17 protein-coding genes are annotated in these 15,663 nt (G+C 65.5%); 15 read left to right on the plus strand and 2 right to left on the minus strand.

Annotated features, from left to right (window positions below; translation table 11 throughout):
* Positions 1-88: 88 nt before the first annotated feature.
* The 11 genes from AB4118_RS10675 (at position 89) to AB4118_RS10725 (ending at position 9,676) form a co-directional block, all read left to right on the plus strand.
* The gene (locus tag AB4118_RS10675) at positions 89-1,186 is read left to right on the plus strand and encodes a TRAP transporter substrate-binding protein (protein WP_441489700.1); all 1,098 of its coding nucleotides are present in this window, start codon (positions 89-91) and stop codon (positions 1,184-1,186) included.
* A gap of 154 nt (positions 1,187-1,340) precedes the next feature.
* On the plus strand, positions 1,341-2,354 hold the full coding sequence (nagZ, locus tag AB4118_RS10680) for a beta-N-acetylhexosaminidase (protein ID WP_441489701.1): 1,014 nt from the start codon (positions 1,341-1,343) through the stop codon (positions 2,352-2,354).
* Positions 2,355-2,400: 46 nt separating this feature from the next.
* Positions 2,401-3,219 (plus strand): segregation and condensation protein A, encoded by an 819-nt coding sequence (locus tag AB4118_RS10685; RefSeq protein ID WP_441489702.1) that lies wholly within the window; start codon positions 2,401-2,403, stop codon positions 3,217-3,219.
* Positions 3,220-3,232: 13 nt separating this feature from the next.
* Positions 3,233-3,934, plus strand: coding sequence for an SMC-Scp complex subunit ScpB (gene scpB, locus AB4118_RS10690; protein WP_441490030.1), 702 nt, complete (start codon positions 3,233-3,235; stop codon positions 3,932-3,934).
* A 220-nt stretch (positions 3,935-4,154) separates the two neighbouring features.
* A complete protein-coding gene (locus AB4118_RS10695) occupies positions 4,155-5,195 on the plus strand; it encodes an ABC transporter ATP-binding protein (RefSeq protein WP_441479260.1) in 1,041 nt (346 codons plus the stop codon).
* Between the two features lie 66 nt (positions 5,196-5,261).
* Positions 5,262-5,504, plus strand: coding sequence for a twin-arginine translocase TatA/TatE family subunit (locus tag AB4118_RS10700; protein ID WP_043232977.1), 243 nt, complete (start codon positions 5,262-5,264; stop codon positions 5,502-5,504).
* 47 nt (positions 5,505-5,551) lie between these two features.
* A complete protein-coding gene (tatB, locus tag AB4118_RS10705) occupies positions 5,552-6,046 on the plus strand; it encodes a Sec-independent protein translocase protein TatB (RefSeq protein ID WP_441489703.1) in 495 nt (164 codons plus the stop codon).
* Positions 6,043-6,858: a twin-arginine translocase subunit TatC gene (gene tatC / locus AB4118_RS10710; protein WP_113515768.1), complete on the plus strand. Its 816-nt coding sequence runs from the start codon at positions 6,043-6,045 to the stop codon at positions 6,856-6,858. Before tatB ends, tatC begins: the two co-directional genes overlap by 4 nt.
* Positions 6,859-6,910: 52 nt before the next feature.
* Positions 6,911-8,212: a serine--tRNA ligase gene (gene serS, locus AB4118_RS10715; RefSeq protein ID WP_441489704.1), complete on the plus strand. Its 1,302-nt coding sequence runs from the start codon at positions 6,911-6,913 to the stop codon at positions 8,210-8,212.
* A 4-nt stretch (positions 8,213-8,216) separates the two neighbouring features.
* Positions 8,217-8,978, plus strand: a complete 762-nt coding sequence (gene surE, locus AB4118_RS10720; protein WP_069880263.1) for a 5'/3'-nucleotidase SurE — start codon at positions 8,217-8,219, stop codon at positions 8,976-8,978.
* A 29-nt stretch (positions 8,979-9,007) separates the two neighbouring features.
* Positions 9,008-9,676, plus strand: a complete 669-nt coding sequence (locus AB4118_RS10725) for a protein-L-isoaspartate O-methyltransferase family protein (protein WP_441489705.1) — start codon at positions 9,008-9,010, stop codon at positions 9,674-9,676.
* Between the two features lie 95 nt (positions 9,677-9,771).
* Here AB4118_RS10725 and AB4118_RS10730 read toward each other — a convergent pair whose 3' ends face one another.
* The gene (locus AB4118_RS10730) at positions 9,772-9,960 is read right to left on the minus strand and encodes a hypothetical protein (protein WP_162768161.1); all 189 of its coding nucleotides are present in this window, start codon (positions 9,958-9,960) and stop codon (positions 9,772-9,774) included.
* Between AB4118_RS10730 and AB4118_RS10735 the strand changes: the two genes are divergently transcribed.
* Entirely contained in the window at positions 9,959-11,158 is a 1,200-nt protein-coding gene (locus tag AB4118_RS10735; RefSeq protein WP_441489706.1) for a peptidoglycan DD-metalloendopeptidase family protein, read from the plus strand. The two genes, AB4118_RS10730 and AB4118_RS10735, sit on opposite strands and share 2 nt — an antisense overlap.
* A 308-nt stretch (positions 11,159-11,466) precedes the next feature.
* On the opposite strand, the gene AB4118_RS10740 is transcribed toward AB4118_RS10735, so the two are convergent.
* A complete protein-coding gene (locus AB4118_RS10740; protein ID WP_441489707.1) occupies positions 11,467-12,345 on the minus strand; it encodes an ATP-binding protein in 879 nt (292 codons plus the stop codon).
* 383 nt (positions 12,346-12,728) lie between these two features.
* On the opposite strand from AB4118_RS10740, the gene yajC reads away from it, so the two are divergent.
* Genes yajC through secF form a run of 3 tightly spaced genes read left to right on the plus strand, consistent with a single transcriptional unit; the run spans position 12,729 to position 15,651 of the window.
* Entirely contained in the window at positions 12,729-13,004 is a 276-nt protein-coding gene (gene yajC / locus AB4118_RS10745) for a preprotein translocase subunit YajC (protein ID WP_441490031.1), read from the plus strand.
* A gap of 54 nt (positions 13,005-13,058) precedes the next feature.
* Positions 13,059-14,669: a protein translocase subunit SecD gene (secD, locus tag AB4118_RS10750; RefSeq protein ID WP_441489708.1), complete on the plus strand. Its 1,611-nt coding sequence runs from the start codon at positions 13,059-13,061 to the stop codon at positions 14,667-14,669.
* 28 nt (positions 14,670-14,697) lie between these two features.
* Positions 14,698-15,651, plus strand: a complete 954-nt coding sequence (secF, locus tag AB4118_RS10755) for a protein translocase subunit SecF (RefSeq protein WP_441489709.1) — start codon at positions 14,698-14,700, stop codon at positions 15,649-15,651.
* The last annotated feature ends 12 nt before the right edge of the window (positions 15,652-15,663 follow it).

Genomic DNA, 15,663 nt, shown 5'->3' on the forward strand with positions numbered 1-15,663 from the left:
GGCGTCCGGGATCGCGGTCAAAGACGCACGCGTCGAATCCGGGTAGGGCATGCCCTGAAACGATGACACCGAACTCAGGAGGACATCCATGGATCGCCGTACTTTCGTCAAGGCCTCAGGCGCCGGAGTCGCAGCCGGTGGCGTGACCATCGCTGCGCCGGCCATCGCGCAGGCCCAGCCGAAGGTCAGCTGGCGCCTGACCTCGAGCTACCCGAAGAGCCTCGACACGTTGTTCGGCATCAGCACGCAGATCGCCAAGCGCGTCGCGGAAGCGACGGACAACCAGTTCCAGATCCAGGTCTTCGCGCCGGGTGAGATCGTGCCGGCATTGCAGGCGCTCGATGCGGTCCAGAACGGTACCGTCGAGTGCAGCAGCACGCTGTCGAGTTTCTACATCGGCAAGAACCCGGCCTTCGCCTTCGAGACCTCGCTGCCTTTCGGCTTGAACACCCGCCAGCACAATGCCTGGCTCTATCAGGGCGGTGGGCTCGAGCTCTGCCGCGCCTTCATGAAGACCTACAACCTCCACACCATCCCCTCGGGGAATACCGGCGCGCAGATGGGTGGCTGGTTCCGCAAGGAGATCAAGACGGTCGAGGATCTGAAGGGCCTGAAGTTCCGGATTGCCGGCCTCGGTGGCACGATCCTGGCGAAGCTGGGCGTCGTGCCGCAGCAGATCGGCGGTGGCGATATCTATCCTGCGCTGGAGCGCGGCACGATCGACGCAGCCGAATTCTCAGGTCCGCTCGACGACGAGAAGCTCGGTTTCCAGCGCGTCGCCAAGTACTACTACTATCCCGGCTTCTGGGAGGGCTGCGCCAATGTCAGCTTCATCGTGAACCTGGAGAAGTGGAACGCGCTGCCCGCTTCGTACAAGGCGATCGTGGAAGCGGCCTGCGCCGAGGCCAACGCGCTTTGCGTCGCGAAATATGACCACGGCAATCCCGACGCCCTGCTGCGCCTCGTCGCCAGCGGCGCTGAGCTCAGGCCGTTTCCGCAGGACGTGATGGTCGCCGCCTTCAAGGAAGCGCAGGCGCTCTATGGCGAGCTTGCGGCCAGCAATCCGGCCTTCAGGACCTTCTATGATTCGTGGTTGCCTTACTGGCGCAAGGAACAGCTCTGGTTCCGTGTCGCAGAACTGCCCTTCGACGCGTTCAACGCCGGCATGGCGCAGCAGATGCGCTGAGCCTCGATGTGCTGAGCCTCCTGGGCTCTGCCAAATAGGTCGAGAGCGAAGCCCGGGGCCAGTTGGTCCCGGGCTTCTTCCGTTAAGGCGCCAGAGCGGGAATCATGCGACAAGACGGCTTCCGCTGCTTTGCAATCCGCCTCGGGCCTGCTTCATGAAATCCCGCGCCTTCATTGCCGGTTGCCTCGGCACCAGCCTCACCCCTGACGAACGCGCCTTCTTCCGCGATGCCAGGCCCTGGGGCTTTATCGTCTTCAAACGCAACACCCAGACTCCGGAACAGACCGCGGCGCTGACCGCGCAGATGCGAGAGGCCGTGGGCTGGCATGCGCCGATCCTGATCGACCAAGAGGGTGGCAGGGTGCAGCGGATGGGGCCACCGCACTGGCCGGCCTATCCGCCGGCGCAAGCCTTCCTTGGGATCAACGACCCCGTGCAACAGCGCGAGATCGTGCGGCTCTCGGCACGGCTGATGGCGCATGATCTCAAGGCCGTCGGCATCGATGTCGATTGCCTGCCGGTACTCGACGTGCCGGTCTCCGGCAGCCATGACGTGATCGGCAACCGCGCCTATGCCCATGACCCCGACATGGTCGCGCGCCTCGGCCGCGCGGCGGCGGAGGGACTCCTGGCGGGCGGGGTGATCCCCGTGGTCAAGCATATGCCCGGCCACGGCCGGGCGCGGGCCGACAGCCATCATGACCTGCCGGTCGTCGACGCCTCGCTCGAGGCGCTGCGCGGGCATGATTTCCGGCCGTTCCGACATCTCGCCGACATGCCGATGGCAATGACGGCACATGTCGTGTTCACGGCACTCGATCAAGGGCATCCGGCCACGGTTTCGCGTCGGGTCGTCAAAGAGATCATGCGCGGCGAACTCGGCTTCGACGGCCTGATCATGACCGACGACATCTCGATGAAGGCGCTCTCAGGCAGCTTCGCCGAGAAGTCGCGGGCGGCGATCCGCGCCGGGATCGACGTCGTGTTGCATTGCCACGGCATCATGGAGGAGATGATCGCCGTTGCCGGCGCTGTGCCGGACATGACGGGGGCACGGGCCCGCCGCGCCGCGATGGCGCTCGCCCGGATCCGGCATGAGCCCGAACCGCTCGATGTGGAGGCTGCGCGCGCCCAGTTGACCAGCGCCCTTGCGTTGGGCGGCCGATAGTCGGAACCTGCGTTCTCAGGGGTGACAGCTTGGGGACGCGGCGGGAATGGACGCCGAACTGCCGTTCGAGGACGAGGCCAGGCCGGCGCGCACTGACGGCGAGCCGGCGCTGCTCGTCGATGTCGACGGCTATGAAGGCCCGCTCGACCTGCTGCTCGACCTGGCCCGGCGGCAAAAAGTCGATCTGCACCGCATCTCGATCCTGGCGCTTGCCGAGCAGTATCTAGCCTTCGTCGAGCAGGCGAGAGCGCTCAGGCTTGAGCTTGCCGCGGACTATCTCGTGATGGCGGCCTGGCTCGCCTATCTGAAGTCGCGGTTGCTTTTGCCCGAACCACCGAAGGGAGAGGAGCCGAGTGCCGCGGATCTGGCGACGGCGCTGGCTTTGCGGTTGCGCCGGCTGGAGGCGATCCGCGCGGCGGCGCGGCGGCTGGCGTCCCGGGAAAGGCTGGGACAGGACGTCTTCGCCCGTGGTGCGCCGGAGCCGATCGTTGCCGGCGCCCGCCCGGTCTGGGAGGCCGAACTCTACGATCTGCTCTCGGCCTATGGCCAGCAGCGCCAGAAGCGGGCGCAAAGCCATATCTCCGTCGGGCATCGCATGGTCTGGTCCCTGGTCGAGGCGCGGGAGGTCCTGCAGCGACTGGTCGGCGAGGCGGCGGACTGGACGGCGATCGACCCCTACCTGACCCGCTACATGGCGAGCCACGGGCTGTCGCAAAGCGAAATGCGCGCGACCGTTCGTGCCTCCGCGCTGTCTGCCATGCTGGAGATGGTGCGCGAGGGAATTCTCGATCTGCGCCAGGATGGTGCCTTCACGCCGCTCTATATCCGGCGGCGCTCGGCGCGGCCGCCGACCCTGCCGCTATGATGGCTCGGTGACGATGTCTGCGGCGCCTGAGCGGATCGACGATGACGAGGGGAGCGAGGCGCAGCTCTTCGCCCAGTCGCTGCGCATCGTCGAGGCGCTGCTCTTCGCATCGGCTGCACCGCTCTCGGAAGAGGAACTCAGCCATTCCGTGCCGTCCGGCGTCGCCGTACGGCAGCTCCTTGCCCGACTCACAGACATCTACGCGACGCGTGGCGTCAATCTGCGGCAGGTCGCCGGAAAATGGGCGTTTCGGACCGCACCGGACCTCGGCTACCTGCTGGCGGCCGAGGCGGAGCCGCCGCGCAAGTTGTCGCGGGCGGCGCTCGAGGTGTTGGCGATCATTGCCTATCATCAACCGGTGACACGGGCCGAGATCGAGGAGATCCGGGGCGTTGCCACCGCCAAAGGTACGCTCGACATCCTGCTCGAAGCCGGGTGGGTCAGGCTGCGCGGGCGGCGTCGGACGCCGGGCCGGCCTGTGACCTACGGCACGACGCCGGGCTTCCTTGATCATTTCGGGCTCGACCGCATCGACGACCTCCCTGGCCTGGACGAACTGAAGGGCTCGGGCTTCATCGAGGGGCGGCTCTCGAAGGACCTGACCGTGCCAATCCCCGATGATGGTCTCGACCTGCAGGAGGACGAGGATCCGCTTGGGGACCTCTTTACCCCGCTTGACGACGGCGACGGGCCGCCCCACACCCCGGACGAGTGAAATCGGGGGACAGTCCCTGATTGTCGTCCCGGGCGACCGCAGGGATCCATGGGGTCCATGGCCGCGCGCTTGCGACCGAGGTTCGGCATGGGTGCCGGTTCTCCGCCGCGCTTCGCCGGGATGACGCGTGGTTTCGATGGAGCATTCTTTGGCGCGTAGCGAGGGCGTGGCGCGGTGGCTGAGTTGGGGCAGGCGCGGGACAGCGGGCGCAGCCATTCCAATGTCGCTCGCCTTCGAAGGCGTCACCCAGCGCTTCGGTGATGTGACGGCGCTCGAGGACGTGACGCTCGCGATCGCGCCGGGTGAAATCGTGGCTCTGCTTGGGCAATCGGGCTGCGGCAAGACGACGCTGCTCCGCCTCGCGGCGGGCGTCGAACGGCCCAGCTCGGGCAAAGTGCTGCTCGAAGGTCAGGACGTTTCGGCTCCCGACGCCTTCGTCGAGCCGGAGAAGCGCGGCGTTGGTCTGGTCTTCCAGGATTACGCGCTGTTCCCGCATCTCAATGTGCTCGAGAATGTCCGCTTCGGTCTGCGCGGCTATGACGATGCCTCGGCGAAGGCGACGGCGCTGCGTGCCATTGCCCGTGTCGGCCTCGCGGATCTGGCCGAGGCTTATCCACATATGCTTTCAGGCGGGGAGCAGCAGCGCGTGGCGCTGGCGCGAGCGGTGGCGCCGCGCCCCGGCGTGCTCCTGATGGACGAGCCCTTCTCCAATCTCGACCGGCGCTTGCGCGATGTGGTGCGGGACGAAACCGCCGCATTGCTGCAGGAAACCGGGGCAACCTCGATCATCGTCACGCACGATCCCGAGGATGCAATGCGGATCGCCGATCGGATCGTGCTGATGCGATCGGGGCGGATCGTCCAGATCGGGACTGGCGAGGAGCTCTACCGGAGGCCCGTCAGCCTCTTTGCGGCCCGATTTTTCTGCGATTTTACCGAGATCAGCGGCATAGCCGAGCGTGGCGCGGTGGAGACGCCGGTCGGGAGATTTGCGGCACCGGGCCTTGCCGATGGGCAGGAGGCCGTGGTCTGCGTCAGGCCGCATGCGATCAGGCTGGTGCCAAAGGGGTTCTGCCTGCCGGCGCGCGTGGTGATGCGGCGCTTTCTGGGTGAGGTCGACCATTTGCTGCTGGCCGTCGGCGGGCTTGAAAAGCCGCTGGTCGGACGGGTCTCGCTGCCGGGCTCGATCCGGGAAGGCGAGGACATCGGTATCGATATTCAGTCGGACGAAGTTCTTGTGTTCGCCTCGGGGGACACATAGGTTCCGGCACAAGCACTTGGCGCGGGTGGGGAGCCTGCGCCGCACTGGAATTCGGAGGAGTTTGCCATGGGTGGCGTCAGTATCTGGCACTGGATCGTCGTCGGCGTCATCGTGATGCTGTTGTTCGGGCGCGGCAAGGTTTCCGAACTGATGGGCGACGTCGCCAAGGGTATCAAGTCGTTCAAGAAGGGCATGGCCGAAGACGAGCCGACCACGCCGCCGCCTGCTGCGACCACGGCTGACCCGAAGATCATCGATCACGCGCAGCCTGCCAATTCCGCCACGGCGAAGGCCGAACACAAGGCCTGACGCCGCGCCGCCAGCGAGCGGCGAGGGGTTGAGAGGACGAGCCGTCGATGTTCGACATCGCCTGGAGCGAATTGATGCTGATCGGGGCGGTTGCGCTCGTCGTGATCGGCCCCAAGGATCTGCCGAAAGCCATGCGGACCGCCGGGCAGGCGATCGGCAAGATTCGCCGTATGGCCGGCGAGTTTCAGACCCAGTTCAACGACGCGATGCGCGAAGCTGAACTGGACGATCTGAAGAAGCAGGTCGAGGATGTCGGTGGTTCGGTGCAGAGCGCGCTCAATACCGATTTCAAACCGATTGATCCGATCAAGGACGATTTCAGCACACCCGCCTCCGGTGCCCGCGACGACGCGGCGCTGAAGGAAGCGGAGGCTACGCTCGCGGCCTTGCCGGGGCCTGAGCCCTTGCCCGAAATCGTCATCGAGCCCGCGCCGATTGCGGAACCGGAGCCTGAACCCGAGGTCAAGCCGAAGGCGCCGCGCAAGCGCGCTTCGACCAAGAAGGCCAAGGTCAGTGAGCCGGATGAAGGGAGCCCGGCATGAGCGTCGCCAACCCGAGGGAAGGCGAGGACGACATCGAGGCCTCGCGCGCACCGCTGATCGAGCACCTGATCGAGCTGAGGGCGCGGCTGATCAAGTCGCTGATCGCCTTCCTGATCATGTTCTTCATCTGCTTCGCGTTCTCGACGCAGATCTACAACGTGCTGGTGCAGCCCTATGTCTGGGCGGCCGGGCCGAATGGCAACGCGCAGCTGATCTATACCGGCCCGCTCGAACTGCTCTTCACCCATATCAAGGTGGCGGCTTTCGGCGCAGGTTTCTTCGCCTTTCCCGTGATCGCCACGCAGGTCTACAAGTTCGTGGCGCCGGGCCTCTACAAGAACGAGAAACAGGCCTTCGCGCCCTATCTGGCGGCGACGCCGATCTTCTTCTGCCTTGGCGCCGCGCTGGTCTTTTTCTTCGCCATGCCCGTGCTGATGAAGTTCTCGATCGGCATGCAGCAGGCGGCGACGGACGGGCAGGCCGGTATCGCGCTCTTGCCGAAGGTCAGTGAGTATCTCTCGCTGATCATGACGCTGATCTTCGCTTTCGGCATCTCGTTCCAGCTGCCGGTGATCCTGACCCTGCTCGGTCAGGCCGGAATTATCGATTCGGCCTTCCTCAAGGACAAGCGGCGCTACGCCATCGTCTTCGTCTTCGTGGTCGCCGCCGTGCTGACGCCGCCGGATGTGATCTCCCAGCTCATGCTTGCCGTGCCGATGCTGCTCCTCTACGAGCTTTCGGTGTTCTCGGTGCGCTATGTCGAGAAGAAGCGGCAGGCTGCGAAAGCGGCCGAGGAAGCAGGCGAAGCCTGATCCGATCGCGGCTCGCGCGCATCGATTGGGATGCGCGATAGGTTGAGCAGCGATGTACGACATTAAATGGATTCGCGAGAACGCCGAGGCGTTCGATACCGGGCTGAAGCGGCGGGGCCTTGCGCCGCTCTCGTCCTCGCTGCTTGCGCTCGACGATTCCCGTCGTTCGGCCATCGCCAAGGCACAGGCCACGCAGGAACGCCGCAATGCGCTCTCCAAGGAGATCGGCAAGGCGATGGGCGCGAAGGACGTCGCGCTTGCCGACAAGCTGAAGGCCGAGGTCGCGGCGCTGAAGGATGCTCAGCCGGCGCTCGAAGCGGAGGAGAAGGCGGCCGTCGAAGCTCTGAGCGAACAGCTCGCGGCGATCCCCAACATACCGAATGCCGATGTCCCCGAGGGCGCCGACGAGCACGGCAACGTCGTGCTGCATGTCCATGGCACCAAGCCGGAGGAGGGCAAGCGTCTCATTGGCGTCAACCAGCCGAAAGAGCATTTCGAGCTCGGCGAAGCGCTCGGCCAGATGGATTTCGAGACGGCGGCCAAGCTCTCGGGCTCGCGCTTCGTCGTGTTGAACGCGCGGCTGGCGCGGCTCAACCGCGCGATCGGCCAGTTCATGCTCGATACCCATACCGAGGAGCACGGCTATACCGAGGTCAACCCGCCGCTGATGGTGCGGGATGAGGCGATGTTCGGAACCGCGCAGCTGCCCAAATTCCGCGACGACCAGTTCCGGGCGGGCGAGGATCACTGGCTGATCCCCACTGCCGAAGTTCCGCTTACCAATCTCGTGCGCGAATCGATCCTCTCCGAGGAGGAGTTGCCGCGTCGCTATTCCGCGCTGACCCCCTGCTTCAGGGCCGAAGCCGGCTCGGCCGGGCGCGATACGCGCGGCATGCTGCGCCAGCACCAGTTCGAGAAGGTCGAGCTCGTCTCGATTACGCTGCCGGAAAAGTCGCGCGAGGAGCACGAGCGCATGCTCGCCTCGGCGGAGGCGATCCTGAAGAAGCTCGACCTGCATTATCGGGTGATGACGCTCTGCACCGGCGATATGGGCTTTGCCAGCCAGAAGACCTGGGACATCGAGGTCTGGCTGCCGGGGCAGAAGACCTATCGCGAGATCTCGTCCTGTTCGGTCTGCGGCGATTTCCAGGCCCGGCGCATGAACGCGCGCTACAAGACACGGGACGGCAAGGGCCCGTTCTTCGTGCACACCCTCAACGGCTCGGGCACGGCGGTCGGCCGCGCGCTGATCGCGGTGATGGAAAACTACCAGAACGCCGACGGCTCGATCACGGTACCCGACGCGCTGGTTCCCTACATGCGCGGGGTGACCCGCATCGAGAAGGCGGCCTGACTCCATGCGTATCCTCGTCACCAATGATGACGGCATCCATGCCGAAGGCCTTGCGGTGCTGGAGCGCATCGCGGCGCAACTGTCGGACGATGTCTGGGTCGTGGCGCCCGAGACGGACCAGTCGGGCGTCGCGCATTCACTCTCCCTCAGCAATCCGCTGCGCCAGCGCAAGATCTCGGACAAGCGTTACGCCGTCGCCGGCACGCCGACCGATTGCGTGATCATGGCGGCGCGCTCGATCATGCTCGATGCGCGGCCCGACCTCGTGCTGTCCGGTGTCAACCGCGGCCAGAACGTCGCCGAGGACGTGACCTATTCCGGCACCATCGCAGCGGCGATGGAGGGTACGCTGCTCGGCATTCCCTCGATCGCGGTCAGCCAGGCCTACGGGCCGGACGGGCGGCACCAGATCCACTGGGACTGCGCCGAGCACCATGCTCCAGGCATCATCCGCCGGCTGCTGGAGGAGGGGATTCCCGAGGGCGTGCTGTTCAACCTCAACTTCCCGAATGTCGCGCCGAGCGAGGTTGCGGGCGTGGCGGTGACGGTCCAGGGCCGGCGCGACCAGGAGTTGGTGCGGCTCGAGCCCCGCCATGACGGACGCGGCAATCCCTATTTCTGGATCGCCTTCCAGCGCAGCCGGAAGGAGCCCGCCAACGGCACCGATCTGAGGGCGCTGTCCGAGCAGAAGATCTCGATCACCCCGCTCGAACTCGACCTCACGCATGAGCCGACGCTGACCCGATTCGCACAGGTTTTTGCCTGATTCCGAACCGGGGGTAATTGGGGGCGGCGATGAGCGAGGCCGAGGAGGCGCCTGGCAGCGAGGGTGAGCGAACCGTCGCATTCCTGCTATCGCTGAGGGCACGGGGCGTGCGCGATCTCGCCGTGCTCCGGGCGATGGAAAAGGTCTCGCGCGAGCGATTCGCGCCGACCCGCTTTGCCGACCTCGCCCGCCAGGACGTTTCCGTGCCGCTCGCCTGCGGGCAGACGATGACCGCCCCGCATACGGTGGCGAATCTCGTCAGTGCCCTGGAGATGGAGCCCTCCGCCCGTGTGCTCGAGGTCGGCACCGGCTCCGGCTATGTCTCGGCTCTGCTTGCCGCCATGGGCGGAGAGGTGGTCTCGCTGGAGCGCTACCGCACGCTTGCGCTTGCTGCCCATGAGCGCATCGGCGGCAGCGGCTACGCAAAAATGGTCGATCTCCGGCACGCTGACGGTTTCCAGCCGGACCGAACGCTCGGCCGATTCGACCGAATCCTGGTCAATGGCGTCACCCATTCCGTTCCCGAGGCCCTGCTGGCGCGGCTTTCGGTCGGCGGGCGGCTGGTCGGGGCGCTCAGGGTTGAAGGCGTATCACGTCGGGTGGTGGTCACGCGGACGGATGACAGTGCCTATGATCATGCGCTCGGCCCGGTCCTGCGCCTGCCGCCGCTGATCCCGGGCTTGGCCCGGGCACTCTGAACCGCGGCTGAAGAAAGCCGGCCCCGGCTCAAAAATGTGAAGAGGCAAAGCACGCGCGAAACGTTTTCGTAACCTGAACGGGGCTTTAATCCCCTTCATCGAGTTGCGTTGTTCGCGAGTATCTTGTCCATGCGTAGCCAAGTCGGATTCAAGTCCAGCGTTGCCCTTCGCCTGTCGACGGTCTGCGCGCTCGCCTTGAGTGTCAGCGCGTGTTCGTCGGACACGATGCGCTTCACTGAGGCACCCTTCAGCAATCCCTTCAGGACCGCGCAGGCGCCTGCCATGCGTGATCCGGCAACGACCGGCTCGATCGGGCGCAGCGCCAGCGCGCCGATGTCTTCGCCGGCTCCGTCTGTCGGGGCGGTCCGCGCCCAGCCCCTGCCGCCGCCGCAATCGGCCGTTGCGCTGCGTAGCGCAGCTCCGGCGCCTGTCGTCGGTAGCGCCAATGGCTGGTCGGCCCAGGGTGGCACGCCGATCGTCGTCGCCCAGGGCGAAACGCTCGATGTCCTCTCCTCGCGCTACGGCGTGCCGCGTTCAGCGCTGATGTCGGCGAACGGGCTTTCGAGCGCGAACGTTGCTCCCGGCTCGCGGCTGACGATCCCGGTCTACAATGCCGGTGGTGGTGCTGCGCCGCAGCAGATGGCCCAGGTGGCGTCGCCGCAGAGCGATGCGCGCACCGAAGCGCCGCGTTTCGTGCCTGGCCCCGCTCCAGTGGCGGCGCCGCGTGCGCCTGTGGTGCCGGCACGCGTCGCTGCGGTGCCGGTCGACGCCAAGGCGAAGGCCCAGGCCGCTGCCGAAGCCAAGGCGCAAGCTGCGGCCGACGCCAAGGCAAAGGCTGTGGCCGATGCACAGGCCATGCGTGACGCCCGCGCCAAATTCGCCGCCGAGGCCAAGGTGAAGGCCGAAGCCAAGGCCAAGACGAAGCCGGTGGTCGAGGCGAAGGCGCCGACGCCTGCTCCTGTCGCGACGCCGACTCCGACGAAGACCAAGCCGGTCGTGGTTGCCAGCGCTCCGGCCGAAGAGAAGGTCAGCGCCGTGCCGAAGTCGGCTCCGGAGCCGACGCCCGATCCCAAGACCACCGCAAGCCTGCCGAAGGAGGAGGATGCCTCCGCCAAGGCCGATTTCCGCTGGCCGGCCCGCGGCCGTGTCATTGCCGGCTATGGCGGCAAGGGGTCAAATGAGGGCATCAACATCGCCGTGCCTGAGGGAACGCCGATCAAGGCGGCTGAAGGCGGCGTCGTCGCCTATGCCGGCAGCGAACTCAAGGGCTACGGCAATCTCGTGCTCATCCGCCATCCGAACGGCTACGTCTCGGCCTACGCCCATAACGGCGAGCTGAACGTGAAGCGCGGCGAGACGGTGAAGCGCGGCCAGGTCGTCGCCAAATCGGGCCAGAGCGGCAACGTCTCTTCGCCGCAGCTGCATTTCGAGCTGCGCAAGGGATCGTCGCCGGTCGATCCGGTTCCCTACCTGAACAACTGATCCAGAATTGGTCTGACGCCGCCTCAGGGTTTGAGCTCTCACTTCCGTCCGGAGACACGTAGAAGCATTCACCTTCGATCAGTTCCCGCGAGACCCCGCTGATCGAAACAAGGCGGGACGGTCCCAGGAAAGGCCGTCCCGCCGTTTTCATTCTGTGGCTCGGCCTACGCCCCCATGGCGCCGAACATCCGGCCCGAGCCTGGCGACGCTGCCAGATTGAATCCGGAACGCCGTCTATCCACCGGAGAACACCGGCTTATTTCCATCAGGCCGCGGGCATGCCGCCCGCGGCGATGGTCTTGCGCGGCTCAGCCGTCGAGCCGTTGGCCGAGCCGGCCCGCCAGGTCCTGGATGTACTGCCAGGCGGTGCGCCCCGAACGCGATCCGCGTGTGGTCGCCCATTCCAGCGCTTCGCGACGAAGCTCATCGGGTGCGATCGTCAGGCTGAAATGGCTGACATAGCCGTTGATCATCTCCAGGTACTCGTCCTGGCTGCACTTGTGGAAGCCGAGCCAGAGGCCGAAGCGGTCCGAGAGCGAGACCTTCTCCTCGACGGCCTCGCCGGGGTTGATCGCCGTCGAGCGCTCGTTCTCCATCATGTCGCGCGGCAGCAGGTGGCGACGGTTCGAGGTGGCGTAGAATACGACATTGTCCGGGCGGCCCTCGACGCCACCGTCCAGCGCCGCTTTGAGCGACTTGTAGGAGGTGTCCTGGCCATCGAAGGAGAGGTCGTCGCAGAAGACGATGGCGCGGTGCTTGTCCTGCCGCAGCATGGCCATCAGAGCCGGCAGGCTCTCGATGTCCTCGCGGTGGATCTCGATCAGTTTCAGGGGCAGGGCCTTGCCGGCTAGGCGCTTGTTGGTGTCGGCATGGACCGACTTGACCAGCGACGACTTGCCCATGCCTCGCGCGCCCCAGAGCAATACGTTGTTGGCAGGCAGTCCATGGGCGAAGCGCTCCGTGTTCTCTGCCAGCGTGTCTCGGACCCGGTCGACGCCACGCAGCAGCGAGAGTTCGACCCGGTTGACCCTCGCGACGGGAGCCAGGTCCGCCGCCGCCGGATGCCAGACGAAGGCGTCGGCGGCCGTCAGGTCCGCTGCCCTTCGCGCCGGCGGCGCGAGGCGCTCCAGCGCCGAGGCGATGCGGAGGAGAGTTTCGAGGTTCAGATCGGGAGAGCCGGTGGTCATCGGGACAAAGCCTATCGCGCGAGCGGTGTTCAAGCTGAGACGTCGAGCCAGGCGACCCAGGGGAGGCGCGGCTCAATGTTCGGGGTTTCCTGTCAGAGAGCCATGACAGCCATTCTTCGGAACGAACTCTATGGAATATGCCAAGCTGAATCGGACAAGGCCATTGCGCGCATGCCGGCAAGCTCATAGGTGAAGCGACGCGGTCGGTTCGTCGCCGCGCCAACAATTGATTTAACGGCGTCTCTGGCTATAGTCCGCGCGATTTTTGACCTGACGAAGCCGCAACCGCATCGACGGCAGGCGCGCCCGCGCCGCCGCTGTGAAGGAGCCTTTTTGTGATTACCCCTGCATTTGCCCAAGGTATCGGCGGCGGAACGCCCGAAATGCTGATGAGCTTCGTTCCGTTCGTGCTGATCTTCGTGATCATGTGGTTCCTGATCATCCGCCCGCAGCAGAAGCGGGTGAAGACGCATCAGGAAATGATCAAGAACGTGCGGCGTGGTGACACGGTCGTGACCTCGGGCGGTATCGTGGCCAAGGTCTCGAAGGTGATCGACGACGGCGAGATCGAGGCCGAGATTGCCGATGGCGTTCGCGTCCGGCTGGTCAAGGGCATGATCCAGGACGTCCGCTCCAAGAGCGAGCCGGTCAAGAGCTGAATGGCGTCCCGGCCCTGACGGGGTCGGCGCGCGACAACAAGGCTGTTCACGCAGATGCTTCGTTTCCAGGCCCGCAAGGTCATCGCGGTTCTCCTCGTCCTGCTCTTCGGTTGCGGGCTGGCTTTGCCGAACCTGTTTTCGCCCGAGACCCGAAAGGCGATCGAGCAGGGCGCCCCGTCCTGGATTCCGCGGTTCCTGCTGCCGATCCATGCCGTGACGCTTGGCCTCGATCTGCAGGGCGGCTCGCATGTTCTGCTTGAAATCGACAGGGCGGACCTGATCAAGACGCAGGTGACGCAGCTTCGCGACGATATGCGGCGCATCCTGCGCGAGGAGCGCATCGCCTTTCAGGGCGGTATCGGCCTGACCGCGCGTGGCGTGCAGGTGCGTGTGCCGGAGGCAAGCGACCGTGCCAAGCTGATGCCGAAGCTTCGCGAGCTGGCGCAACCGGTCGGTACGCTCGGCGCCTTCGGTCCTTCGGGCACCCAGTCGATCGAGGTCTCCGAGCAGCCTGACGGCCTCGTTCAGCTCCAGCTGACAGAGGCGGGGGCCAATGAGCGCGTGCGTCGTGCCGTCGAGCAGGCCATGGAAGTGTTACGCCGACGCGTCGACGCGCTCGGCACCACCGAACCAAATATCCAGCGCCAGGGACTTGATCGCATTCTTGTCCAGGTACCGGGCCTGCAGGACCCGCAACGGCTGAAGCACATCCTTGGCGACACCGCCAAACTGCAGTTCCGCATGGTCGCCGACCAGAACAGCGGTGATGTCGACCTGCTGCCCTCGCAGGACGCCGGCGGTCAGCTTGTGCCGGTGAGCCGTCAGGTCATCGTGGAGGGCGAAGACCTGATCGACGCGCAGCCTGCCTTCGACCAGCGCACTAGCCAGCCAATCGTCAATTTCCGCTTCAATATCCGTGGCGCCCAGCGCTTTGGCCAGGCGACGACCGAGAATCTCGGGCGGGCGCTGGCAATCGTGCTCGACAACAAGGTGATCTCGGCCCCGGTCATCCAGTCGCCGATTACCGGCGGCTCTGGCCAGATCTCTGGCAATTTCACGGTTGAGTCCGTGAACAACCTGGCGATCCTGCTGCGCGCCGGCGCCCTGCCGGCCAAGATGACGATCGTCGAGGAGCGCACCGTCGGCCCGGGCCTTGGTCAGGACTCGATCCAGGCGGGCAAGATGGCGACGCTGATCGCGACCGCGCTCGTGATCCTCTACATGGTCCTGACCTATGGGGTCTTCGGGGTCATCGCGAGCGTGGCGCTGCTCGTCCATGTCTGCCTGATCTTCGGACTGATGTCGTTGCTCGGGGCAACCATGACCTTGCCGGGCATCGCCGGCATCGTGCTCACCATTGGCACGGCGGTCGATTCCAACGTGCTGATCTATGAGCGAATGCGCGAGGAATCGCATATGGGCCGCTCATTGGTCTCGGCGCTCGAAGCTGGGTTCCAACGAGCCTTTGCGACGATCATCGACTCGAACGTCACCATGCTGATCGCAGCGGTTGCGCTGTTCTCACTGGGTTCGGGACCGGTGCGCGGTTTCGCCGTGGTCTTCATCCTGGGCATTCTGACGACCGTGATCACGGCCGTGACGCTGACCAGGATGCTGATCGCGCTGTGGTATCGCTGGGCTCGGCCCAAGGCCCTTCCGTTCTGACGCTGCCGACCCGACAGGAGATACGCGCATGCGTCTGCTTCGCATCGTTCCCGACAATACCCGTTTCAAGATCGTCCGCTTCCGGCGCTTCAGCTATCCGTTCTCGGCGGCCTATTCGATTCTCGTCCTGGTGCTCTTCCTCACGGTGGGGCTGAATTTCGGCATCGACTTCCGCGGCGGTACGCTGATCGAGATGCAGTCCAAGGCCGGCAAGGCCGAGATCGCCTCGGTCCGCCATACGGCCAATGGTTTCGGCTTCGGCGAAGTCGAGGTCCAGGAATTCGGCAGCGCCGGCGACATCTCGATGCGCTTTGCGCTGCAGCCCGGCGGCGAAACGGCCCAGCAGGCCGTGGTCGCGAAGGCACGCGAGGCTTTCGCGGGTACGCATGATTTCCGTCGGGTCGAGACCGTCGGTCCGCGCGTGTCGGGCGAGCTAGTCCAGGCCGGTACGCTCGGCGTCGTGCTCGCCATTGTCGGCGTGCTGATCTATCTCTGGTTCCGCTTCGAGATGCAGCTTGCGATCGGCGCGATCGTCGGCACCCTGCACGATATCGTGCTGACCGTCGGCTTCTTCCTGATCACGCAGCTCGAATTCAACCTGACCTCGATCGCGGCGATTCTGACGATCGTCGGGTACTCGCTGAACGAGACCGTGGTGGTGTTCGACCGCACGCGCGAATTGCTGCGCCGCTACAAGACCATGCCGGTCCAGGAACTGCTCGACCTCTCGGTCAACTCGACGCTGTCGCGCACCGCAATGACCGCCACGACGACCGTTCTCTCGCTCATCGCGCTGGTGCTCTTCGGCGGCACGGCGATTGAAGGCTTTGCGCTCGTCATGCTCTTCGGCGTGGTGGTCTGCACCTATTCGGCGATGTTCATCTCGACACCCGTGCTGCTCTATCTCGATGTGCGCGCCGGGCGCCTTGATGCGGATGTCGAAGAGAAGGTTCCGGCCGGAGCCAAGCCGAAGGCGAGCTGAGCGGGCGGAGCG

This window comes from Allobosea sp. 2RAB26, assembly GCF_052115465.1.
Lineage (GTDB): Bacteria > Pseudomonadota > Alphaproteobacteria > Rhizobiales > Beijerinckiaceae > Allobosea.

Coding starts and splice junctions, on each gene's coding strand:
- AB4118_RS10675 (WP_441489700.1), top strand. CDS start 89: ATGGATCGCCGTACTTTCGTCAAGGCCTCAGGCGCCGGAGTCGCAGCC.
- AB4118_RS10725 (WP_441489705.1), top strand. CDS start 9,008: ATGAGCGAGGCCGAGGAGGCGCCTGGCAGCGAGGGTGAGCGAACCGTC.
- AB4118_RS10740 (WP_441489707.1), bottom strand. CDS start 12,345: ATGACCACCGGCTCTCCCGATCTGAACCTCGAAACTCTCCTCCGCATC.
- AB4118_RS10685 (WP_441489702.1), top strand. CDS start 2,401: ATGGACGCCGAACTGCCGTTCGAGGACGAGGCCAGGCCGGCGCGCACT.
- tatB (WP_441489703.1), top strand. CDS start 5,552: ATGTTCGACATCGCCTGGAGCGAATTGATGCTGATCGGGGCGGTTGCG.
- yajC (WP_441490031.1), top strand. CDS start 12,729: ATGCTGATGAGCTTCGTTCCGTTCGTGCTGATCTTCGTGATCATGTGG.
- secD (WP_441489708.1), top strand. CDS start 13,059: ATGCTTCGTTTCCAGGCCCGCAAGGTCATCGCGGTTCTCCTCGTCCTG.
- tatC (WP_113515768.1), top strand. CDS start 6,043: ATGAGCGTCGCCAACCCGAGGGAAGGCGAGGACGACATCGAGGCCTCG.
- surE (WP_069880263.1), top strand. CDS start 8,217: ATGCGTATCCTCGTCACCAATGATGACGGCATCCATGCCGAAGGCCTT.
- secF (WP_441489709.1), top strand. CDS start 14,698: ATGCGTCTGCTTCGCATCGTTCCCGACAATACCCGTTTCAAGATCGTC.
- scpB (WP_441490030.1), top strand. CDS start 3,233: ATGTCTGCGGCGCCTGAGCGGATCGACGATGACGAGGGGAGCGAGGCG.
- AB4118_RS10735 (WP_441489706.1), top strand. CDS start 9,959: ATGCGTGATCCGGCAACGACCGGCTCGATCGGGCGCAGCGCCAGCGCG.
- AB4118_RS10695 (WP_441479260.1), top strand. CDS start 4,155: ATGTCGCTCGCCTTCGAAGGCGTCACCCAGCGCTTCGGTGATGTGACG.
- AB4118_RS10730 (WP_162768161.1), bottom strand. CDS start 9,960: ATGGCAGGCGCCTGCGCGGTCCTGAAGGGATTGCTGAAGGGTGCCTCA.
- AB4118_RS10700 (WP_043232977.1), top strand. CDS start 5,262: ATGGGTGGCGTCAGTATCTGGCACTGGATCGTCGTCGGCGTCATCGTG.
- serS (WP_441489704.1), top strand. CDS start 6,911: ATGTACGACATTAAATGGATTCGCGAGAACGCCGAGGCGTTCGATACC.
- nagZ (WP_441489701.1), top strand. CDS start 1,341: ATGAAATCCCGCGCCTTCATTGCCGGTTGCCTCGGCACCAGCCTCACC.